Source organism: Sphingopyxis sp. GW821-FHT12C06 (assembly GCF_058807415.1).
The window spans coordinates 569,322-591,019 of record NZ_JBXAQR010000002.1; the positions used below are offsets into that span (position 1 = coordinate 569,322).

At 63.3% G+C, this 21,698-nt stretch carries 22 protein-coding genes; 14 read left to right on the top strand and 8 right to left on the bottom strand.

Translation table 11 applies throughout. The features are described from left to right. Positions 1 to 172: 172 nt before the first annotated feature. Genes hemA through AC1RRJ_RS08120 form a run of 3 tightly spaced genes read left to right on the top strand, consistent with a single transcriptional unit; the run spans position 173 to position 2,527 of the window. Positions 173 to 1,393, top strand: a complete 1,221-nt coding sequence (hemA, locus tag AC1RRJ_RS08110) for a 5-aminolevulinate synthase (RefSeq protein WP_088471247.1) — start codon at positions 173 to 175, stop codon at positions 1,391 to 1,393. Next, entirely contained in the window at positions 1,390 to 1,860 is a 471-nt protein-coding gene (locus AC1RRJ_RS08115; RefSeq protein WP_493121270.1) for a DUF695 domain-containing protein, read from the top strand. Before hemA ends, AC1RRJ_RS08115 begins: the two co-directional genes overlap by 4 nt. Continuing rightward, on the top strand, positions 1,835 to 2,527 hold the full coding sequence (locus tag AC1RRJ_RS08120; RefSeq protein ID WP_493121272.1) for a nitroreductase family protein: 693 nt from the start codon (positions 1,835 to 1,837) through the stop codon (positions 2,525 to 2,527). The genes AC1RRJ_RS08115 and AC1RRJ_RS08120 overlap by 26 nt, the downstream gene beginning before the upstream one ends. A gap of 3 nt (positions 2,528 to 2,530) precedes the next feature. Here AC1RRJ_RS08120 and AC1RRJ_RS08125 read toward each other — a convergent pair whose 3' ends face one another. From AC1RRJ_RS08125 to AC1RRJ_RS08135, 3 genes are read right to left on the bottom strand one after another with little or no spacing between them, the layout of a single operon-like run. Next, positions 2,531 to 3,121 (bottom strand): GNAT family N-acetyltransferase, encoded by a 591-nt coding sequence (locus AC1RRJ_RS08125; RefSeq protein WP_493121274.1) that lies wholly within the window; start codon positions 3,119 to 3,121, stop codon positions 2,531 to 2,533. Positions 3,122 to 3,176: 55 nt separating this feature from the next. Continuing rightward, positions 3,177 to 3,623 carry a hypothetical protein gene (locus AC1RRJ_RS08130; protein WP_493121276.1) on the bottom strand — a complete coding sequence of 149 codons (447 nt, stop codon included), beginning with the start codon at positions 3,621 to 3,623 and terminating at the stop codon, positions 3,177 to 3,179. Between the two features lie 49 nt (positions 3,624 to 3,672). After that, entirely contained in the window at positions 3,673 to 4,662 is a 990-nt protein-coding gene (locus tag AC1RRJ_RS08135) for a threonine ammonia-lyase (protein ID WP_493121278.1), read from the bottom strand. 64 nt (positions 4,663 to 4,726) lie between these two features. Here AC1RRJ_RS08135 and AC1RRJ_RS08140 point away from each other — a divergent pair, with 64 nt between their 5' ends. After that, positions 4,727 to 5,935, top strand: coding sequence for a saccharopine dehydrogenase family protein (locus AC1RRJ_RS08140; protein ID WP_493121280.1), 1,209 nt, complete (start codon positions 4,727 to 4,729; stop codon positions 5,933 to 5,935). Positions 5,936 to 5,939: 4 nt separating this feature from the next. On the opposite strand, the gene AC1RRJ_RS08145 is transcribed toward AC1RRJ_RS08140, so the two are convergent. Together AC1RRJ_RS08145 and AC1RRJ_RS08150 are read right to left on the bottom strand one after the other, a co-directional pair. Further along, entirely contained in the window at positions 5,940 to 6,605 is a 666-nt protein-coding gene (locus tag AC1RRJ_RS08145; protein ID WP_493121283.1) for a TVP38/TMEM64 family protein, read from the bottom strand. Next, on the bottom strand, positions 6,602 to 7,336 hold the full coding sequence (locus AC1RRJ_RS08150) for an SDR family NAD(P)-dependent oxidoreductase (RefSeq protein WP_493121285.1): 735 nt from the start codon (positions 7,334 to 7,336) through the stop codon (positions 6,602 to 6,604). Before AC1RRJ_RS08150 ends, AC1RRJ_RS08145 begins: the two co-directional genes overlap by 4 nt. 78 nt (positions 7,337 to 7,414) lie before the next feature. Between AC1RRJ_RS08150 and AC1RRJ_RS08155 the strand changes: the two genes are divergently transcribed. The 5 genes from AC1RRJ_RS08155 (at position 7,415) to AC1RRJ_RS08175 (ending at position 12,247) form a co-directional block, all read left to right on the top strand. Continuing rightward, positions 7,415 to 8,023, top strand: a complete 609-nt coding sequence (locus AC1RRJ_RS08155) for a Crp/Fnr family transcriptional regulator (RefSeq protein ID WP_493121287.1) — start codon at positions 7,415 to 7,417, stop codon at positions 8,021 to 8,023. Beyond that, positions 8,020 to 8,370: a DMT family protein gene (locus tag AC1RRJ_RS08160; RefSeq protein WP_493121289.1), complete on the top strand. Its 351-nt coding sequence runs from the start codon at positions 8,020 to 8,022 to the stop codon at positions 8,368 to 8,370. Before AC1RRJ_RS08155 ends, AC1RRJ_RS08160 begins: the two co-directional genes overlap by 4 nt. A 294-nt stretch (positions 8,371 to 8,664) precedes the next feature. Then, positions 8,665 to 9,825: a PQQ-dependent sugar dehydrogenase gene (locus AC1RRJ_RS08165; RefSeq protein ID WP_493121291.1), complete on the top strand. Its 1,161-nt coding sequence runs from the start codon at positions 8,665 to 8,667 to the stop codon at positions 9,823 to 9,825. Positions 9,826 to 9,937: 112 nt separating this feature from the next. Then, the gene (locus tag AC1RRJ_RS08170) at positions 9,938 to 11,110 is read left to right on the top strand and encodes a carboxynorspermidine decarboxylase (RefSeq protein ID WP_493121293.1); all 1,173 of its coding nucleotides are present in this window, start codon (positions 9,938 to 9,940) and stop codon (positions 11,108 to 11,110) included. Positions 11,111 to 11,227: 117 nt separating this feature from the next. Then, a complete protein-coding gene (locus AC1RRJ_RS08175) occupies positions 11,228 to 12,247 on the top strand; it encodes an agmatine deiminase family protein (RefSeq protein WP_493121295.1) in 1,020 nt (339 codons plus the stop codon). An 8-nt stretch (positions 12,248 to 12,255) separates the two neighbouring features. On the opposite strand, the gene AC1RRJ_RS08180 is transcribed toward AC1RRJ_RS08175, so the two are convergent. Then, positions 12,256 to 13,914, bottom strand: coding sequence for an FAD-dependent oxidoreductase (locus AC1RRJ_RS08180; protein ID WP_493121297.1), 1,659 nt, complete (start codon positions 13,912 to 13,914; stop codon positions 12,256 to 12,258). Positions 13,915 to 14,139: 225 nt separating this feature from the next. Between AC1RRJ_RS08180 and AC1RRJ_RS08185 the strand changes: the two genes are divergently transcribed. Then, entirely contained in the window at positions 14,140 to 15,333 is a 1,194-nt protein-coding gene (locus AC1RRJ_RS08185) for a type III PLP-dependent enzyme (RefSeq protein ID WP_493121299.1), read from the top strand. Between the two features lie 80 nt (positions 15,334 to 15,413). Here AC1RRJ_RS08185 and AC1RRJ_RS08190 read toward each other — a convergent pair whose 3' ends face one another. Continuing rightward, entirely contained in the window at positions 15,414 to 16,304 is an 891-nt protein-coding gene (locus tag AC1RRJ_RS08190; protein ID WP_493121301.1) for a PhzF family phenazine biosynthesis protein, read from the bottom strand. Positions 16,305 to 16,369: 65 nt separating this feature from the next. Between AC1RRJ_RS08190 and AC1RRJ_RS08195 the strand changes: the two genes are divergently transcribed. From AC1RRJ_RS08195 to AC1RRJ_RS08210, 4 genes are all read left to right on the top strand, one after another. Beyond that, positions 16,370 to 16,669, top strand: a complete 300-nt coding sequence (locus AC1RRJ_RS08195; protein ID WP_493121303.1) for an ArsR/SmtB family transcription factor — start codon at positions 16,370 to 16,372, stop codon at positions 16,667 to 16,669. Between the two features lie 189 nt (positions 16,670 to 16,858). Beyond that, entirely contained in the window at positions 16,859 to 18,076 is a 1,218-nt protein-coding gene (locus AC1RRJ_RS08200) for a helix-turn-helix transcriptional regulator (RefSeq protein WP_493121305.1), read from the top strand. Between the two features lie 141 nt (positions 18,077 to 18,217). Then, the gene (locus AC1RRJ_RS08205; RefSeq protein WP_493121307.1) at positions 18,218 to 19,711 is read left to right on the top strand and encodes an MFS transporter; all 1,494 of its coding nucleotides are present in this window, start codon (positions 18,218 to 18,220) and stop codon (positions 19,709 to 19,711) included. A gap of 102 nt (positions 19,712 to 19,813) precedes the next feature. Continuing rightward, entirely contained in the window at positions 19,814 to 21,139 is a 1,326-nt protein-coding gene (locus AC1RRJ_RS08210; protein ID WP_493121309.1) for an MFS transporter, read from the top strand. A gap of 6 nt (positions 21,140 to 21,145) precedes the next feature. Here the strand turns inward: AC1RRJ_RS08210 and AC1RRJ_RS08215 are convergent, their stop codons facing one another. After that, entirely contained in the window at positions 21,146 to 21,634 is a 489-nt protein-coding gene (locus AC1RRJ_RS08215; protein ID WP_493121311.1) for an Lrp/AsnC family transcriptional regulator, read from the bottom strand. Between the last annotated feature and the right edge of the window lie 64 nt (positions 21,635 to 21,698).

Sequence of the window (21,698 nt, forward strand, 5' to 3'; positions counted from 1 at the left end):
CGTTTCACGATACGTCGCACAGGTCAACAATGCCGTGCGATCGATCACAGTCATCGAACCAATGACTTGCGAATCGTTCGCACTGGATTTCGGCCAGTTTCGGCGTTATTGGCTCCCCGCATCGGCAGTCACCAGACGGGCGACGCCGGCAACAGACCAGGCGGGGCTGACCTTGAACTATAACGATATCTTCGCTCGCGCGATCGACCGGCTGCACGAAGAAGGACGCTATCGCGTCTTCATCGACATTTTGCGCAACCGGGGTTCGTTCCCCAACGCACGCTGCTTTGCCGGCCACAATGGCCCGAAGCCGATCACGGTCTGGTGCTCGAACGACTATCTTGCGATGGGCCAGCACCCCAAGGTTGTCGAAGCGATGGAAGAGGCGCTGCACGACGTCGGCGCCGGCTCGGGCGGCACCCGCAACATCGGTGGCAACACCCATTATCACATCGACCTCGAGCATGAACTTGCCGACCTGCACGGCAAGGACGGCGCGCTGCTCTTCACCTCGGGCTATATCTCGAACGAAGCGACGCTCGGCACGCTCGGCAAGCTGCTGCCGAATTGCATCATCTATTCGGACGAACTCAACCACGCCTCGATGATCGCGGGCATCCGCAACTCGGGCTGCGAAAAGCGCGTGTGGCGCCACAATGACCTCGCGCATCTCGAGGAACTGCTCGCTGCCGACGATCCCGACGCGGCGAAGCTGATCGCGTTCGAGAGCGTCTATTCGATGGACGGCGACGTGGGCCCGATCCACGCGATCTGCGATCTCGCCGAGAAATATAATGCGCTGACCTATTGCGACGAAGTCCATGCCGTTGGCATGTACGGCCCGCGCGGCGGCGGCATCAGCGACCGCGACGAAGCGGCGCACCGCATCACGATCATCGAGGGCACCCTCGGCAAGGCATTCGGCGTGATGGGCGGCTATATCGCCGCCGACAAAAACATCATCGATGTGATCCGCAGCTATGCGCCGGGTTTCATCTTCACCACCAGCCTGTCGCCGGTTCTCGTCGCTGGCGTCCTCGCCAGCGTCCGTCATCTCAAGGCGTCGAGCGTCGAGCGCGACGCGCAGCAGGCAGCGGCCGCTTATCTCAAGCAGAGTTTCCGCGACGCCGGCCTGCCGGTGATGGATTCGACAACCCACATCGTCCCGCTGATGGTTGGCGATCCGGTGCGCGCAAAGAAGATCAGCGACATTTTGCTTGCCGAATATGGCGTCTATGTTCAGCCGATCAATTTCCCGACCGTGCCGCGCGGCACCGAGCGCCTGCGCTTCACCCCGGGTCCGGCGCATGACGAAGCGATGATGCGCGAACTGACGGTGGCACTGACCGAAATCTGGGGCCGGCTGGATCTGGAACTCAAGAAAGCCGCGTGAGCGATTCCGGCATTTTCCCAACGGACGATTGGGCTATAGCGAGAGGAACGGGTCCGCATGGCCCCATCTTGTCCCGCTATCGAAACGGGATGCCATCGAGCGCAGACCGGGCACTATTTTCGAACCTTGTCATCATCCGTTGGCAATATGCCGATGCAAATGCCGGTAGTTTTCCCGACGACGACACGCTCGACCGGATGACCGAGTTCGAGGACGCGGTTCTGGAAGCGGCCGACCACGAAAAATACTGGGGCTCCGGGGTGGCCGTCCTGACCGAAAACGGCGTTCGGGAATGGCGCTTCTACACGCCCGACACCTCCGAATTCATGGACAATTTCAATCGCGTCCTCGCCGATATGGACGCTTTCCCGCTCGAGTTCCAAGTGTTTGACGACCCGGAATGGATCGCCCTCGCCGAGCTTCAGTCGGCCCCCAGTGACGATGACAATGACGATGAAGACATTTGACGAAATCGTCGTCGGACGCCGCTCGATCCGCGGCTTCCTCGACAAGCCTGTGCCCAAGGCGCTCGTCGCCGAAGTGATCGAGGTCGCGATGCGCGCGCCCTCTTCCTTCAACAACCAGTGCTGGAATTTCTCGGTCGTCACCGGAGCGCCGCTCGAGGCGATCCGTCGGGGCAACACCGAAGGCATCCTCGGCGGGAAGCCCGACAGCCGCGAATTTCGCCGTTTCGATGGCATCGCCGACGACCACCGCGCCCGGCAGATCGAAATCGCCAAGCAATTGTTCGGCGCCATGGGCATCGAACGCGAAGACAAGGACGCGCGGCAGGACTGGGTCCTTCGCGGTTTCCGCCAGTTCGATGCGCCGGTCAGCATTGTCGTGACCTATGACCGCATCTTGCTGGGCAGCGACATCGCGCCCTTCGACTGCGGCGCGGTCACCAATGCGCTGGTCAACGCCGCCTGGTCGCGCGGGCTCGGCTGCGTCATCAACAGCCAGGGCATCATGCAAAGCCCCGTCGTGCGCGAACATGCGCGCATCCCCGACGATCAGGTGATCATGATCTGCGTCGCGATGGGCTGGCCCGACGAAGAGTTTCCGGCCAATGCGGTGGTGTCGAACCGCAAGAGCGTTGACGACGCGGTGCGGTTCGTCGGGTTCGACGACTAACGCTCAGCCTGCCGGCCGCGTCATCCCCCAGAAATGCGGGCCGCCGCCCGGAACATCCCATTCGACCTGCGTGACAAAGCCCAGCCGCTCGTAAAGCGGCACATTTTCCGGCGTCGCTGTTTCGAGCCAGCACGGCAGGCCTTCGGCGTCGGCGACCGCTGTCTGCGCGCGGATGATCCGGCCGCCATGGCCCTTGCCCTGATGCTCGGGGCGCACACCGACATAATGGAGATACCAGAAGCGCCCCTTGGGCCGGTGCGCGTCGATGCCGGCCTGCGTCTTCAACCCGCGTGGCAATGCGGTACCGAAGGTCGCGACGAGCGGGATCATGGTGCGGAGAAACTCCAGCGTCCCGCCATGCGCCTGCCCCGGCGCACGCCACAACGCGCCTGCCTCGTCACCGCGTGCGCGGAGCGCCACGCCGGCGCGGGCGTCAGTGGGGACGAGGGTACGGAACAGGCTGCGCAGCGCGCGGGCGCGATGCCCGGCATCGGGCAATATCCATGACAAGGCAGGATCGGTCTGAAACGCCTGCGCCAGCGTTTCGACCAGCGCCGCGTGATCGGCTTTACCCGCCGGCATGATTTCGTTCATCTCGCCCCCTCGTCATTCCCGCCTTCGCGGGAATGACGAGGAGTGGCTGTTAAATTCAATCGCGGCAATAGCCTTCGCCGTCCTTGACCTTCAGGCATTCCTTCTTTCCGGCCAGATATTTCAGCCCGGTTTCATCGCCACTCGCACGCGTGAGCGACAGTTTCTCGGCGCCGCGCGCGAACTGGATGCCATGCTCGCTGTCGCTACCGTCATACGTCCCCTTGGTGTCGAGGTCCGACTGCATTTCCAGCTTGTATTTGCCGGGCTCGGCAGTGGTGACGGTGACATACATGCCCTCCGGCCCCGTCCATTTGCCCGCCCAGTCCGCAAAACGGTGCGGCGCGCTTGCGGCGTCTTCCTGAGGCGTTGTTTCGGACGGCATCGTTTCGACCGGAACCTCGGTCATCGTCGTATCGGCAGGCGCTGGCGCTTCGGCCTTCTCGCACCCGGTCAGCAGCGCCATCGCGGCTGCCCCCGTCAGGATCATGCTCGCTTTCATCATGCTTCTCCTTCCCCGTCCAAACGCGCCGCGGCGCATAAGTATCCGCAGCCTATCCCGCCAAAATCTCTGCATAGAGCGCCGGGTCGACATTGCCGCCCGACAGCGTGACCAAGGTCGCGTCGCTAACCTCGACCTTCCCCGCCAGCACCGCCGCGAGCGCCGCCGCGCCGCCTGGCTCGACCACCAGATGCAACTTCTCGAACGCGACGCGCATCGCATGGCGCACCTCTTCGCGCGTCACCACGACGCCGCGCACGCCGCGCGCCTGCAACACCGCGAAGTTGATCGGCCAGGTTTGCGGTGTCTGAAGTGCATCGCATTCGGTCGGCCAGGCCAAATCCTCTACCGGCAGGATTTCGCCCGCGACCAGACTGCGCGTCACATCGTCCCAACCCTCGGGCTCGACCGCGAAAACCTCGGCATCGGGGCATGCGAGCGCGAGTCCCGCCGACAGCCCGCCGCCACCGCAACAGGCGACAATGCGATCGGGGCCAGCGACGCCGCGTGCTTTCATCTGCACGCGCGCCTCGATCCCCATGCTCCCCTGCCCCTCAATGATCCACGGATCGCCATAGGCATGTACCAGCGTTCCGCCGCTTTCCTCGAGCAACGCCGCCGCGACCGCATCGCGCGATTCGGTCAGGCGGTCGTACAGCACGACCTCCGCACCCAGCGCGCGCGTCGCCGCAAGCTTCATCTGCGGCGCATTGCTTGGCATCACGATCGTCGCCGCGATCCCCAGCCGCTTCGCCGCCCAGGCGACGCCCTGCGCATGATTGCCGCTCGACACGCCGACGACCCCCGCCGCCACCTGTTCCGGGGTCAGGTCGGTCAGCCGGTGCCAGGCGCCGCGAATCTTGAACGCACCGACGGGTTGCAGGCATTCGGCCTTGCACCAGATCGTCCGTCCATCGACCTCCAGCGGCAGCAACGGCGTCTGCGGCAGCAATGCAGCGACTTTCGCCGCCGCGCGTTCGACACCCGCCAGCGTGGGCGCACGATTGGGGTTGAGGAGGGGATCGGGGCTTTGCTGTGTCATGGCTTCGTCCTATAGGGCCGTTCATACAAGACAAGGCGGCAAAGGTCCGCACAGGAGATTTTTCATGAGCAAGGTTCTGGTGATCGGCGCAGGCGGCGTCGGTTCGGTCGCGGTGCACAAGATGGCGATGAACGCCGACATCTTCCCCGACATCACGCTAGCCAGCCGTCGCAAGTTCAAGTGCGATGCGATTGCGGAGTCGGTCAAGACCCGCACCGGCGTCACGATCAAGACCGCCGAGGTCGATGCCGACAATATCGAAGCCACTGCGGCGCTGATCCGTGAAATCGGTGCGACGCATGTCGTCAACCTTGCGCTCCCCTATCAGGATCTTACGATCATGGAGGCGTGCCTGTCGACCGGCGCGCATTATATGGACACCGCCAACTACGAGCCGCGCGACGAGGCGAAGTTCGAATATCACTGGCAGTGGGCGTATCAGGACCGCTTCAAGGACGCCGGCCTGATGGCGCTGCTCGGCTCGGGCTTTGACCCCGGTGTGACCAGCGTCTTCACGACCTGGCTCCGCAAGCATCATTTCGACCGCATCGACACGCTCGACATTCTCGACTGCAACGGCGGCGACCATGGCCAGCATTTCGCGACCAACTTCAATCCCGAAATCAACATCCGCGAAGTCACCGCGATCGCGCGCCACTGGGAAAATGGCGACTGGGTCGAGACCCCGCCGATGTCGGTAAAGCAGCAGTTCGATTTCGAAGCCGTCGGCCCGAAAACGATGTACCTCATGTATCATGAGGAAATCGAAAGCCTGAAAACCCACCTGCCCGAAATTCAGCGCATCCGTTTCTGGATGACCTTCGGCGAAGCTTACATCACCCACCTCAACGTGCTTCAGAATGTCGGCATGACGCGGATCGACCCGGTCATGTATGAAGGCCGCGAGATCGTGCCGTTGCAGTTCCTCAAAGCCGTTCTCCCCGAACCCTCGAGCCTCGGTGAGACGACCAAGGGCAAGACCAACATCGGGGTGATCGCGACCGGCCTCGGCAAGGATGGCAAGGAAAAGACGCTCTACCTCTATAACATCTGCGATCATGAGGACGCCTATGCCGAAACCGGCAATCAGGCGGTCAGCTACACCACCGGCGTCCCCGCGATGATCGGCGCCGCGATGATGGTCACCGGCACGTGGAACGGCGATGGCGTGTTCAACATGGAACAGATGGACCCCGATCCTTTCATGGACATGCTCAACAAGCATGGCCTGCCCTGGCAGGTGAAGGAACTCGACGGTCCGCTCACCTTCTGACAACTTACCCCGCGCCGGGCGCCCTCCGGGCGTTCCGGCGCCGGTAGGCATAACCGCCTGCCCAGAACAGCGCATAAAGCCCCACGACGGCATAGATGGCCGGCAATGGATCATCGAGCGAACTGATCGACCCGGCCCAGGCCGCGATCGCCGCATAGGGCAGCGTCGCCAACAGATAGAAGAAGGCAAATTTCGCGAACGGCATACCGTTTGCACCCGCCATGCACGACGTGACTTCGGGCAGGATCGGCGCCGCGCGGGCGAACAGGATCATCGCTGCGCCGTGCCGACCAAAGGCCTCTTCCATCCGTATCCGCTCTGCGGGGTCCTTTGCGATACGCTCGATGATCCGGACGCCGAACCGTGCGCCAAGGCCATAGCCCACGACGGCGGCGAGGCAGGAACCCGCGAGCGCGGCGGCAAGCCCCGGCAGAAAGCCGAGGAAATATCCACCAAGGATCATCACGGTTAAAGTCGGCACCGCCACGAACAGGTCGAGGAAGAGCAGCGCGACCACGACCGCCGCCACCGCTGGTCCCGACAGATCGCTCGCGGCATCGAGCCAGCTTCGCACATTGTCGACGGTGAGAATGCCGAGCATTCGGGCGATGACAAAAGTCGAGGCGAAGATGGCGGCAAGCCCGGCCATCATCTTGATCAGGCTTTTCACTGGCCGTGCCCCTGCATCACGCGCGCCGCGAGCGCGGGCGAAAGACGCCGTAACGCCCGGAGCAGCGAAACCTTGCCGATATCATTGTCGGCAATTCCGCGCTCGATCCCCCGCAATATGGCCCGCGCCGCCGAAGCTGCCGACATCTTGTCGCTGCCACGCCCCTCGGTCATCGGTGTGTCGACGACTGGCAGGAACGCCTGCATCACCCGGATATGCGTATCAGCCAGTTGCCCGCGCAAGCTTTGCGAGAAATTGTCGAGCGCCGCCTTGCTCGCACAATAGACCGCCGATCGCGCCTTGGGCACAAGACCCAGTCCCGAATTGATGTTGAGGATGAAGGGCGCTTCGGCTCGCCGCATCGTCTCCAGCAGCCCCGCGATCAGCAGAACCGGGCCAACGAAGTTCACCGTAACTTCGCGCGCGACTCCAGCCGGGTCGAAGTCGGGATCGACAAGCCGCGGCGTGAACTGCACCGCAGCGCAGTTGATCAGCCCATCGACCGGCGAGCCCTCCGCCGCAAGCACGACCGCCGCGATCCGTACCGCCTCTGGATCGGCGAGGTCGGCTTCGACAAAGCGATGGGCCCCCGCGGCGGAAGCTTCCAGCGCCGGCGGGGGGCGCCGTCCGATCATCGTCAACCGGTTCACCGGCGCAAGCATGGTTGCAATTTCGCGGCCGATGCCGGAAGTGGCTCCGGTCAGCACAATATGGCGGTCGGTCAGTTTCATGGCGGCCTTCATCATGGATCGAATCGGAAACAGAGGATGTGGGCGCAGCGGCGCGCCTCGTAATTACCCGAGGGCAATTTGACCGGATTACAGTCCTTTATCGATCAGCATGGCGAGCGGACGAGCGTCGCCGAGGGGCGGCATTTATTCCGTCAGGGCGACCGCGACCCGCGACTTTTTCTGATCAGCTCAGGCCTGCTCAAGGCCTATTATGTGCGGCCCGACGGCCGCGAGCATATCAAATCCTTCGTGCCAAAGGGCGCGGTCATCGGCAGCATGGTCGCGATGGACGGCGATGCGTCCTGCACCTTCAGCCTCGTTGCGCTCCTCCCCTCGGCCACGATCAGCCTGCCCTTCGCCCTGCTCGAAAGCGCCGCGCGAGCCGACCCCGCGCTGGCGAACGCCGTCATCGGCTTTCTGTCGGCCTATGCCCGCCGCAAGGAGCAGCGCGAATATGAACTGCTCTGCCTGTCAGCCGAAGCCCGCTACCGCACCGCACTCGATGCGCTGGGCGATATCGCTGACACGGTCAGCCAGGCCGATCTCGCCGCCTATATCGGCATCACCCCGCCCGCGCTCAGCCGGTTGAAGCGCAGGACCATGCCGCGGTCACTTGCGCGTCGCCAGGCACCGCCGGTAAAAGCCGCTAGCCGAGAAATGCCGACCGCCGGGAAAGACAATCGATGACCGCTTATCTCGCCCCGATCGGGCTGCTCATCATTTCGAACATCTTCATGACCTTCGCCTGGTATGGGCATCTGGGCGATATGTCGCGGCCGATGTGGCTGGCGATCCTGATCGCGTGGGGCATCGCTTTCTTCGAATATTGCCTTGCCGTTCCCGCGAACCGCATCGGCTATGGCGTTTACAGCGCCGCCGAACTCAAGACCTTGCAAGAGGTCATCACCCTTCTCATCTTTGCCGGCTTCGCAGTCTTCTGGCTCGGCGAGAAACTGACCGTGAACCACCTCGTCGGCTTCGGCCTGATCGCTACGGGCGCTTTCTTCATCTTCAAGGGGCCGATTGCGGCCTGACAATGAAAGTGCCCAGCCGATGCCAAAGCCGCCTCGGCGCAGGTCGCGACAGGCAAGCGCGCTGCCATGCCCCGCCTTCCCCCTTCCCCCTTCTCCCTTCTCCCTTCTCCCTTCTCCCTTCTCCCTTCTCCCTTCTCCCTTCTCCCAATCTATCGCTCAACCAACCCCGATGCACGCTAGCATCGGCTCGCCGATTATTTTATCACGCGAGAAACTAACGAAGAAATGTGCAGCAGGAGGCGCCAAATGATCAAAAGACGCAAGGTCGGGGCGATTGCCAAGCGGACGTGCTTGATGGCCGGAGTTGCGATGTCCGCAATCTTGTCCGGTTGCGGCGGCGGATCCGACTCCTCGACAACTCCGCCAGTAGTCGTCGTGCCAACGCCCACCCCGACACCAACACCGACTCCTACCCCGACACCCACGCCGACGCCGACGCCGACGCCCACGCCGACACCAGTCAGCGCTGTCACGCAGACGGTTGTGACGACCCTCCGCTACCCCTCGGCGCTGTTCTTCCTCGAAAGCGGCCGGATGCTGGTTGCCGAACGGGAAGGAACGATGCGGATCGTGGCCCCCTCCGGAACATCCACCCTTCTTGCGAATGTTCCGACAGTCGACTTTACGGGGCAAGGCGGATTGCTGGATATCATTCCGGATCCGTTTATTATCGGGTCGGGCCGTATGTATTTCAGCTATGTCGAGGCCGGAACGGGAGGCAGCAGCCTTGTCGTCGCGCGCGCGCGGCTAAACGATTCGAGCACGCCCCGCCTCGAGGACGTCACGGTCCTGTGGCGACAAAGCCAGCGACTGACCTCATCCGAAAATTTTGGCGGCGCCCTTGCCATCTTCAACGACAAGCTGTTCGTCGGGGTCGGCGACCGGGGGCAGACGGCTTCGGCGCAGGATCTGGGCAGCACGCTCGGCAAGATCATCCGCATCAACACCGACGGCACGATCCCGACCGACGGTCCCTTTGTTGGCGCAGCAGGTGCAAGGCCGGAAATCTGGACGCTGGGGCATCGAAACCCTCTTGGACTGGCATTCGGAAACTCGATCAGCGACTTATACGCCAGCGAGACAGGACCGAATGGCGGAGACGAACTCAACCTGATCGAACGCGGACGGAACTATGGCTGGCCGGTCTCCGGTGGAAGCGATATCGCTACGCCGGTCCTCAGCTGGATGCCGGCCATCGCTGCGACCGGCCTGATCCGGTGTAGAAGTGTCACGTTCCGATGCGGGACCGATCAGTACATCATCGCCGGGCTCAATGCCCAGAGCCTGATCTTCGTCAGCGCCTCCAGTACCGGGGCAGCCGAACTGTCGCGCATCCCGCTCGGTTTCCGGGTGCGATCATTGAAGGTGGGTGGCCACGGCGCTGTACCGACGGACTCGATCTGGGCGCTCGAAGACGGACCAACGGGGCGCCTGATCCGGCTCGATCCAAACTGACCAGGGGAGCGCCGTACGGAGCCTGTCACCGCGCCGCACCTGTCCGGCTCTTTTGGCCGAAGGCGGATCGCGAGCCTTTCATTCGGGGCCGATAGCCACTAAATGCCCCTCCATGGAAACCAGAGCCGGCGATCCCGGAGCCTTCGCGCGCTTCGACCTCACTCACGTCCCCTCCCCCGCCTTTGTCGTCGATGCGGCCAAGGTGCGCGCGAACCTGTCGGTGCTGCGTCACATCGGTGACGCATCCGGCGCACGCGTGCTCGCGGCGCTCAAGGCCTTCTCCATGTGGTCGCTTGGATCGACCGTGACCGAATATCTCGACGGTGTCTGCGCCTCGGGCCTGTATGAAGCCAGGCTCGGCCGCGAGGAATATGGCGGCGAGGTTGCGACCTATTGCGCGGGCTACAAGGAAGCCGACCTTCCCGAGATCGCGCGCCTGTCCGACCATCTGATCTTCAACTCGCCCGGACAGATCGCGCGCTTCCGCCCGCTGCTCGACGAACTGCGCGCTGCGGGGGAAACCTTCGACATCGGCCTGCGCATCAACCCGCAGCACAGCGAGGGCGAGGTCGCCAAATATGACCCCGCCGCACCGTGCAGCCGCTTGGGCTTCCCGGTCAGTCAGTTGCTCCCCGAACATATGGAGGGCATCGACGGCATCCATATGCACAGCCTGTGCGAACAGGATTTCCCCCCACTCGCGCGGACCTGGGCCGCGATCCACCCGATGCTGCGCCCCTTCTTCGGGCAGCTCAAATGGATCAATTTCGGCGGCGGCCATCATGTCACCCGCGCCGATTATCAGGTCGATGATCTGATCGCCTTCCTCAAGCAAGTCCGCGCCGAGACCAATTGCGACGTGATGATCGAACCCGGCGAAGCGATCGCGCTCGACGCCGGCATCCTCATCGGCGAAGTCCTCGACCTGTTCGATAATGGCATGCCGATCGGTATCACCGACATTTCGGCGACCTGCCACATGCCCGACGTGATCGAGGCGCCCTATCGCCCCGCGATGCTCGGCGAAGCCGCCGACGGCGCGCCGACCCGGCTCGGCGGCCCCTCGTGCCTCGCGGGCGACGTGATCGGCGATTACCGCCTCCCGGGCGGCGCGCGGATCGGCCAGCGCTTCGCTTTCCTCGACCAGGCGCATTATTCGATGGTGAAGACCAACACCTTCAACGGCGTGCCGCTGCCCTCGATCTGGCTGTGGGACAGCGCAAGCGACGAATTGAAGCTCATCCGCGAATTCGGCTATGAGGATTTCAAGACACGTCTCGGCTAGGCGGGCAGGCGCGCGCGGCAAGGGAGATGGCCGTTGGACCGACGAGATTTTCTGGGCGCCAGTGCCGGCGCAGCGCTATCCTCCTCGCTTTGGGGCTGCTCTGATGTGGGGAACAGCATGGCCAACACCGCCGCACATTATGAAATGCCGCTGGAATCCGGCCCGCATGAACGGACGATCATGCAATGGCCCGTCAATCTGGACATTTATGACAGGGCGTCGCTTCGGCGTGTCCAGCGTGCGATTGCGCGAATTGCCAATTGCATCGTCGGCTATGAGCCCGTTGCGATGCTGGTCGCAGACAGCGATGCGGCCAGCGCACGCGCCTTGCTGTCGGATGCGGTCGAGCTTTGGGATATTCCGACCGACGATCTTTGGTGCCGCGATTCCGGGCCGACGTTCGTCCACGACACCGCGGGCAAGCTCGCCATCGCCCATATTCGCTTCAATGGCTGGGGCAACAAGCAGCCGCATGCGCAGGACGCGCGCGTTGCGGAACGCGTCGCCGCACGGCTCGGGATACCGTTGATCGAAACGAGGCTTGTCGGCGAACAGGGCGGGGTCGAGCATGACGGGGCGGGAACGCTGCTGGCGCATGCAAGCTGCTGGGTGAACCCCAATCGCAACCGGATGAGCGAGCAGGAGGTCGGCGAGAAGCTGCTGCGGGCGCTCAGCGGCAGGAAAATGATCTGGGCGCCCGGGATCGCGGGCAAGGACATCACCGATTATCATATCGACGCGCTGGCCCGCTTCGTCGGCCCCGGCAAGCTGCTGATCCAGCTCGGCGACACCATCGATCCCGAAGACCCCTGGTCGGTGTCGGGGCATGAGACGCTGAAAATTCTGCAGCAATCGACCGATGCGCGGGGGCAAAAACTCGAGATTCTTCGCCTGCCCGATCCGGTCGACATCCGGTCCTTCGAACCCGATTTCGTCGCCAGCTATGTCAATTATTATGTCTGCAACGGCGCCGTCATCGCCGCCCAGTTCGGTGACAAGGCAGCGGATGGCCACGCCCGCGAAATGCTCCGGTCACTCTATCCGGAGCGGACGATCGAAATGCTCGACATCGATGCGATCGGCGAGTCGGGCGGCGGCATCCACTGCGCGACGCAGCAGCAGCCGAAAATCCTGTAATCAGGCCTTCACGGTCCCGCTGCACCAATCTCCGCCAGCGCCTGATGAATGTCGCTAACCACCACCGATCCCTCGCCGACCGATGACGCGACGCGTTTCACCGATCCCTTGCGCACGTCGCCAATGGCGTAAATGCGCGGCCAGCTGGTTTCGTACCGGCTGGGCATGCGGTCGAGCGACCAGCCCGCCTTGACCAGCTCCACCGGCGCGATGTCGACGCCGGTCTTCACGAAGCCGCGCTCGTCGCACACCATTTCCTTCGGCAGCCAGCCGGTGTTGGGGCTTGCGCCAAGGAAGAGGAACAGGAAGCTGCAACCGCAGCCACTCTCTGCACCGCTCTCGCGGCAGCGATAGGTCAGGCCATCGAGCCGCTCCTCGCCGTGCAGCCCCACGACGTCGGTCGAAGCATGCAGCTCGATATTCGGATGCTCCTCCAGTCGCTTGACCAGATATTCGGACATGGTTTCGCGCAGGCTGCCACGGCGAAAAACGACATGAACCTTGCGCGCGCTATTGGCGAGATAGATGGCGCCCTGCCCCGCCGAATTGCCCGCGCCGACGACGGTGACCTCGGCATTGCCGCACAGCTGCGCCTCCATCGGCGTTGCGCCATAAAAGATGCCACGCCCTTCATAATGTTCGATGCCGTCGATCGGCAGGCGCTGATATTGCGCACCGCTCGCGATCACCACCGCGCGCGACCGCAGCCTCCGGCCGTCGGCTAGGCTCAGGCAATAAGCGTCGCCGTCGCGGTCGATCGCCGACCCGCGGACCGGCGCAACGATCCGCGCGCCGAACTTCTGCGCCTGCACCGTCGCGCGCCGCGCCAGTTCATTGCCCGAAATGCCGGTCGGAAAGCCCAGATAATTCTCGATCTTCGACGACGTCCCTGCCTGACCGCCCGGCGCCAGCGAATCGATCGCGATCACCGTCAGCCCCTCCGACGCGGCATAGACCGCCGCCGCGAGCCCGCCGGGGCCGCTGCCAACGACGATGACGTCGGCTGTCGCCCCATCGGGGAGCAGGTCGAGCCCGAGTCCCGCGGCCAGCTGTTCGGGAGTAGGCTGAGCCAGCACATCTGCCGCGCCCAATATAACGACCGGCAGCTGGTCTTCGGTCAGTCCGCGCTCGGCCATCAGATGCGCCGCGACCGGCCCTTCGGCGGGGTCGAACCAGCGGTGCGCGACGCCATGCTTGGCCAGCAGGTCGCGCAGCGCATAGACGCTGCGGTCCATCGCCGCGCCGATCACGATCACCACCGCAAAGCCGCGGTGGTTGCTGAACTCGCGCCGCGCCGACAGGACGCGGACGAAGATGTCCGAATAATGCGAATTGGCCGCGATCAGCCGCTGGAAATCGGCGTGGGCGATGCGCAGTATCTCGCCATCGACGCCCATCTCGACCCGCGACAAATGCCGCTGGCCGGTGAGTACCGACAGATCGCCGGCAAATTGCCCCCGCTCCATCCAGCCGACGCGCTTTCGCCCTTCGTCGGTCGACGCGAAGATGTCAGTCTGCCCCGACAGGGTGACGATGCAGTCGGGCGCCATCGTGCCTTCGGCGACGAGCAGATCGCCCGCCTTGTGCGACTCGACCATGCCATAAACCGCCAGTTCGGCGAGCTCCGCGTCGGTGAAATCATGATTGACGTCGGCGCGCGATACCATCGATTTTCCTTTGGCTGTGCCACTCGCATAGCGCGAAAGGCCCGGAATAGCTTATTATCGCTTCGCATCGGCGACATAAAGTGTCTCGTCCGCGACCGGATGCAAGCATAGGGTCTTTACAGGGGGGACCCCCCACCATATATGCGCCTCCGCTGCCCCAGGGGGACTTCCAATAACCGCAAGGCAGCCTCGGATGTTTAAACTTATTTTTGGGGGTCCCTTGAGTTGCACCAGCATCATAGCGCCCACGGGCTGATTCAGGCACTTTCGCCGGTCGAACCTGTTACGCTTGTCCGCCCGCACGCCGCGCGGCGCGCAGCGCGTTTCTTCATCGACCGCTTTCCCGGCACGACCCTTTATGCGGTCAAGGCGAATCCCTCGCCTGACTTGCTGCGCGTGCTGTGGGATTCGGGTGTCACCCATTACGACGTCGCCTCGATCGCCGAGGTGCGGCTCGTCGCGCGCACCCTGCCGCAGGCGACGCTCTGCTTTATGCATCCGGTAAAGGCCGAGGAAGCGATTTCCGAAGCCTATTGGAAGCATGGCGTGCGGACCTTCTCGCTCGACACGCTCGACGAGCTCGAAAAGATCGTCCGTGCGACGGAAGGCGCGGCTGACCTGAACCTGCTCGTGCGGCTGCGCGTCTCGTCCGACCATTCGAAGCTCAGCCTCGCCGCCAAGTTCGGCGCCGAAGCCGACGAGGTTGCCGAACTGCTGATGGCGACCCGCCAGGCCGCCGATGCCCTCGGCATCTGCTTCCATGTCGGCAGCCAGGCGATGACCCCGCATGCCTATGCGCAGGCGATGGAACGCGTCCGCGCCGCGATCGTCGCGGCGTCGGTCACCGTCGACATTATCGATGTCGGTGGCGGCTTTCCGTCGTCCTACCCCGGCATGGAGCCCCCGCCGCTGGGCGCCTATTTCGACACAATCCATCGCAGCTTCGAAAGCCTGCCGATCAGCTATTCGGCGGAACTGTGGTGCGAACCCGGCCGCGCGCTGTCGGCGGAGTATAGCTCGCTGGTCGTGCGCGTCGAAAAGCGCCGCGGCGACGAGCTCTATATCAACGACGGCGCTTATGGCGCGCTGTTCGACGCCGCGCATGTGAACTGGCGCTTTCCGGTCAATTTGCAGCGCGACGTCCGCAGCGAGGCCGACTTGGTCGCATTCAGCTTCTATGGCCCGACGTGCGACGACCTCGACCATATGGCAGGGCCCTTCTTCCTGCCGGCGGACATCAAGGCGGGCGATTTCATCGAAATCGGCATGCTCGGCGCCTATGGCTGCGCGATGCGGACCAAGTTCAACGGCTTTGGCGCCGAGGAAATCCACGTCGTCAGCGACGAGCCGATGGCAAGCCTCTACACCGGCGAAGTCGAACAGGAACGCCGCAGCGCGACGGTGACCAAGCTGTTCTGAGCGGCATCATATAATCGAGACACAAGGGGCTGGCGCAGCGATGCGACCAGCCCCTTCTTTATCCACTATGCCCGCCGGCCTCAGCCGCAGTCGATCTCACCGCGCATCACCGGAACACACATACCGCGCAGCGTCGCGCGAATGCCGTCGGGCGTCCGCCGCGCGGTGACGTCGAGCAGGCTCGGTCGCCCCATTTCAACACCCTGATGAATTTCGAACCGCGCTTCCTGGGTATCGGGCTCGAGCGACAGGAGCAGTCCCGCAAGCGGCGCATTCGCGCTACCCGTCGCCGGATCCTCCCATGTTCCCGCCAGCGGCGCGAACATGCGCGCGCGCAGTGTGCGGCCCTGCTTGCAATAGACATGGACCGACAGCCGCGTGCCGAACCGCGGGCGCGCCGCCAACGCCTCGCGGAACGCCGTCAGGTCGGGGACGCAGCGCGCCAGCGCCGTCGCGCTCACTTCGGCGATGACATAAGGATTGCCGACCGTCGCGACGATCGGCGGATGTGAAGCCATGATGATGTCACCGGGCGCAAGCCCCAACATGCCGGCGACGACCTCTGGCGCCACCGTCTCGCCGATGCCAAGCGGCTGCGGCGCCTCGACCGTTGCGCCAACGGGCGCGCCCTCGGCATTCCGCGCGATCTCGATTTCGACGATCCCGGCAGTAATTTCGAACGTCGCAGCGGCTAAGGCGGGGTCGGCCGCCGCCAACACATAGGCCGTCCCCACCATCGGATGCCCGGCGAACGCCATTTCCTCGCTACGGTTGAAGATGCGGACCCGCGCCGTGTGCGCAGGGTCCGCCGGCGGCAGGATAAAGGTCGTCTCGCTCAAGTTGAACTCGGCCGCGACCGCCTGCATCCTCGCATCCGAAAGCCCCTCCCCGCCGGTCACCACCGCGAGCGGATTGCCGCCAAAGCGGGTCCGGGTGAACACATCGACGGTCGAAAAGGGCAGCAAGGGCATGGATATACTCCGTTTGATTCGCCGCGAAAGTTGACACATAGTTCGTTGATTGGCAAATTATCGACATGACCGATGCCGACCTGTTTCGCGCGCTGGGAAACGCGCGCCGCCTGCAAATCCTCGCGTGGTTGAAAGATCCGCGCGCGCATTTCCGGCCGCAGGTCGACGGCGATCTGGTCGACGATGGCGTGTGCGGGCAGTTGATCGCCGAAAAGCTCGGTATCAATGCGTCGACCCTTAGCGAACATATGCGTGTCCTGCAGGGCAGCGACCTCGTGACGGCGAAACGCATCAAGCAATGGACCTTCTACCGCCGCAACGACGAAAGGCTGCGCACGCTCGCGGCGTTGATCGGGGCGATCTAGGCGGGAGTAGCCCAAAAGGAAGCCCGCCGGTCAAAAACCGACGGGCCTAAAAGAAACAGGATGGTCTTTTGGACCATCCTGCCCTCGGGTCGCATCCGATCAATGACCCATTTGAAGCGCAGTTTCGCTACCCACTCGGGTAGCGGAATGAACTTTTTATACGCCTTCCGCGTTGTGCCTTGGTATATTGTGTCGATTGGACCAAATTTCGTCGCGGCCAATCATCTCAACGGGGGGATGCGCGTGTCGATTGATCATGCTCCGGTCCTTGCGCGGGGTCATAATGAACCCGCCGAATGGGAAACTCTGAACGCGCTGATCGGGCGCATTTACGATTCGGTGCTCCATCCCGAATGCTGGAATGAAACCCTCGCCCGGATAACCGGGGCCTTATGCCCCTTGAGCTGGGAAGCGGCCTTCATTCTCTGGGAAAGCACCACCCCACCCCAGGCGCATTTTGTCGCGGCCTCCGGGCTCGCTGCCGGCGTCCAGGAGATTTATTCGGCGGTTTATGCCGGAAACCACCCATGGTCGCGAAAATTGATGCGCTACGGTAACGGCAGCGTCATCGACAGCAACGACATCATGACCCGCGAGGAGTTTTCGGAATCGGCCTTTTTCCGCAATTTCCTGGCACCGTGGGGAATCGATCGGCTGATATGCGTCATGCTCGACCGACGCGGAAACGAGCGTTTGGGATTGATGCTGCCTGGCCCGGGAGACCGCGATGTCGAGACCCTCAAGCGCGGCCTCCGCGTTCTTGCCCCGCATATCCAGCGCGCCATGCGGATCAGTGATCGCATCGCGACACTGGAACTCGCCGCAGGCGCCGCGCGCGCGGCAGCCAATTTTGCGCCATTCGCCATTTTCAGCCTCGACGATCAGCTGAACATCCTCGCCGCCAACAGCCGCGCCGCTCAATATGCCGAGGCCGGTTTCATCCGCCTCGCGCAGGATCGCTTTGCCTTCGCCCACCCCGCGAATCAGAAAAAGCTGATCGATCTCGTCAAAAGCCCCAACCCGGCGGGGCTCGCCTTTCAGACGGTCACCGCGTCGGGCGCCGAATGTCCCGTACTCGTCGCCCGCATAACACAGCAATCGGCGCGGCAGATCGGCGGGTTCAGCGCGGGCGCGTCGCTGATCGTCACCCTGGGGAGCGCGCCCGGCGAAACGCCCGTCGTCGAGATCGACCGGGTCGCGCAATGGTTCGCATTGACCCCGGCCGAGGCGCGACTGGCCGTCGCACTCGCCGCCGGCCATAGTTTACAGGACTATGCGGCTCAGCGCGCGGTCAGCCTGAATGCCGTCCGCTTTCTCCTGAAGGGGATCTTCAGAAAGACCGGTGCGGCGAGTCAGGCAAAACTGGTGGCGATGCTTGCGCGATTGCCCGCGTCCGGAGGGCAGTGAAGCCGGTCGGTGAATCCGGGGGCTCCGTTCGCCTCTCGAGCGGAGCGCTCGATTTGATTTTCCTCCCGGTTATGAACGGCTTGCGTTTCGGAATTCCAGACCCGATCATCGCGCCCCGCTACCATGACCGGAGGCTCTGACATGCAACCTCGCAATCGCTGGCTTGTGCTCGCCATCGCCTCCAGCGCGCTACTGTTGATCACCATCGACATGACCGTGCTCTACACGGCATTGCCGACCCTGACCCACGCGTTGGACGCTTCGGCTACCGAGAAACTCTGGATCGTCAACGCCTATGCGCTGGTCGTGGCGGGCCTGCTACCGGGCTTCGGCGCGCTGGGTGACCGCTTCGGTCCCAAGGCGATGCTGCTCTTTGGCCTGCTGGTCTTCGGCATCGCGTCGCTAGTCGCCGCCTTTGCGCTATCGCCGATAATCCTCATCGGTGCGCGCGTCCTGCTCGCGGTGGGCGCGGCATCGATGATGCCCGCGACGCTGTCGATCATCCGCCATGTCTTCGAGGATGAACAGGAGCGTTCGGTCGCGATCGGGATTTGGGCTTCGGTATCGGCGGGTGGCGCCGCGTTCGGTCCGGTCCTTGGCGGCTTGCTGCTGGAATATTTCTGGTGGGGGTCGGTATTTCTGATCAACGCGCCGATCGTCATCGTCGCGTTTTTTGCCGGCCTGATCCTGATCCCGAAACCCGGCACGACCCCCAGCCACCCGGTAGACATATTGGGCTCGCTTCAGATTATGATCGGACTGGTCGGCGTCGTCTTCGCGGTCAAGGAACTGGCGAAGCGCGACCCCTCGTGGCCGCTCGCGATCGCCACGCTGGCGATCGGCGCCGTCTTCATCCTGATCTTCGTTCGCCGGCAAATCCGCATGACAGCGCCGATGATCGATTTTTCACTGTTCCGCAGCGCCAGCTTCACCTCGGCGGTCGTGGTCGCCATGATATCGCTCGCGGCGCTGGTCGGGCTGGAACTGGTGCTCAGCCAGCGATTGCAACTTGTCGTCGGGCTCTCTCCGCTCGAGGCCGGCATTTTCATCCTCCCGATCCCCGTCGCGGCCTTCTTCGCCGGCCCGATGGTCGGCGCGAGCATGCCGCGTTTCGGCGCACAGCGGATTCTCTGGTCCGGACTGCTGCTCGCGGGCCTCGGCATGGCGCTACACCTTGCGACCTATTCCGCCGGTACGGCGGTACAGATCATCAGCTTCGTCATGCTCGGCTTTGGCATCGGGTCAGCGATGACCGGGGCATCGAGCGCGATCATGCTCAACGCACCCGTCGAGCAATCGGGCATGGCGGCCTCGATCGAGGAAGTCTCGTTCGAACTCGGCGGAGCGCTTGGTGTCGCCATTCTCGGCAGCGTGATGAACGCCGCCTATACGCATTACATCATGCTTCCCGCTGACCTCGACGCCCCCGCGAATATCCACGACAGCCTCGACCAGGCCCTGATCGCCGCTCAGACGATGGATGCCGGATCGGCGGCGAGCCTCGTCGAACTCGCCCGCCATGCGTTCGATCGGTCGTTCGAGGCGGTGCTGTCGGTCGCAGTCGCCATGCTGATCGTCACCGCAATTGGCGTTCTGCTCTTTGGCCGGAACGACGCGGAACAGCCCGCTCCATAGTGCGGCTTTTCGCGGATCGAGCCGCACATCTTTTCGATACCCGCCGGCCATGCTAGCATTTCGGCAGGGCGACATCGAATTGCGCCATAAAGATTGCGTGTAATGAAGCCCTTCCATCACCTTCTCGTCAATAATCTGGTCGCTAATGTCGCCAATTTCACGGTGTGGTTTGCGCTGACCTTCTGGATTTTTCTTGAAACGCGGTCGGTCTTCGCGACGGGGATGATCGCGGGTATTTATCTGGTGATCACCGCGACGCTCGGCATCTGGTTCGGCAGCCTTGTCGACCATCATCGCAAGCGCAACATGATGATCGCCTCCAGCATCATGTCGACGATCTTCTATGCCGCAGCGCTCGGCGCCTATGCGTTCGATGCCGATATTCGTGCTGCGAATACATCCAGCATCACGCTGTGGCTATTCATCCTGCTCACCATGGCCGGGGTCATCGTCGGCAATATTCGCATGATCGCGCTGCCCACATTGGTCACGATCCTCGTCCCCGAGGACCGGCGCGACAAGGCGAACGGGCTCGTCGGCATGGTATCGGGCATCGGTTTTCTCACCACCTCGGCGATCAGCGGTTTTCTGGTCGCATGGGGCGGGATGGTCGCGACGCTGGGCTTTGCGATGATCTTCGCGCTCTGCGTCGCGCTTCACCTGCTGTTCGTTACTGTCGACGAGCCCCGCAGCTCAAGCGAGCATGACGCGCCGAACCGGATCGATCTCGCCGGGACATTTCGCCTCGTCACCGGCATTTCGGGGCTGTTCGCGCTGATCCTCTTTTCATCGTTCAACAATTTGCTTGGCGGCGTCTTCATGGCGTTGATGGACGCTTATGGCCTGTCACTGATGGCGGTCGAGCAATGGGGGCTGCTCTGGGCCTTCGTCTCCTGCGCCTTCATCCTAAGCGGCGCGATGATCGCCCGCACCGGCCTCGGCGCCAATCCGATCCGCACCTTGCTCTTCGTCTGTATGATCGAATGGGTGGTCGCCGCCGTCTTCACCCTCCAGTCATCGATCCCGCTGCTCGCGATCGGCTGTTTCATCTGGCTCTTCGTCGGCCCCTACGCCGAAGCCGCCGAACAAACCGCGTTGCAAAAGGTCGTGCCGTTCGAGCGACAGGGCCGCGTCTTCGGCTTCGCCCAGTCGATCGAACAGGCCGCCTCGCCGCTCACCGCCTTTCTCATCGCCCCGCTCGCCCAGTTCGTCTTCGTGCCGCTGATGACCGATGGCGCAGGCGCCGAAGCAATCGGCGACTGGTATGGGCGCGGGCCCGAACGCGGTATCGCGCTCGTCTTCACGATCACCGGCCTGCTCGGCATCATTGTCACCATCGCGGCGCTCCGGTCGAAATCCTATCGCCAGATTTCCGCCACCTATGCGAACGCCGGCACCGACAGCGCCGAACCCGTTCCGGCGCAATGATCCGCGTCAGGGGATGATGATGCTCGTGTCGGCCTTGACCCGGTCGAGCGCGATCAGCGAGCGATAGCTTTCGATATAGTCATTTTCTGCGAACAGACGGCGGGTCAGCGCCTCATAAGCGCGCACGTCCGACGTCACGATGACGAGCACAAAGCTGATCCCGCCGGTGACATAATAGCATTGCTGAACTTCAGGAGTTTCCCGGAACAGCGCTTTCGCAGCGTCGACGGTCGCGGTTCGCTCGTCATGCAGCCGCACCTCGACGATCGAGGTGATCGTCAGGGGAATGGCATAGGGATCGACGAGCGCGACATTGCGCAAAATCACCCCCGCGCTCTCCATCGCGGCGACGCGCCGCTGCACCGCGGCGGCCGACAGATTCACCGCCTCGGCAATCTGGCGCTGCGGCGTCTTGTTGTCCTTTTGCAGGATGCGAAGGATCGCGCGATCGAACGAATCGATCTTGCGCGCGGAGCTGTCGACGGGCCGGGACATGATTGCCCGAGTATTTGTTGCATTTCGGACTTCAATCAAGAGCGCATTAATCGCCGTGCCGATG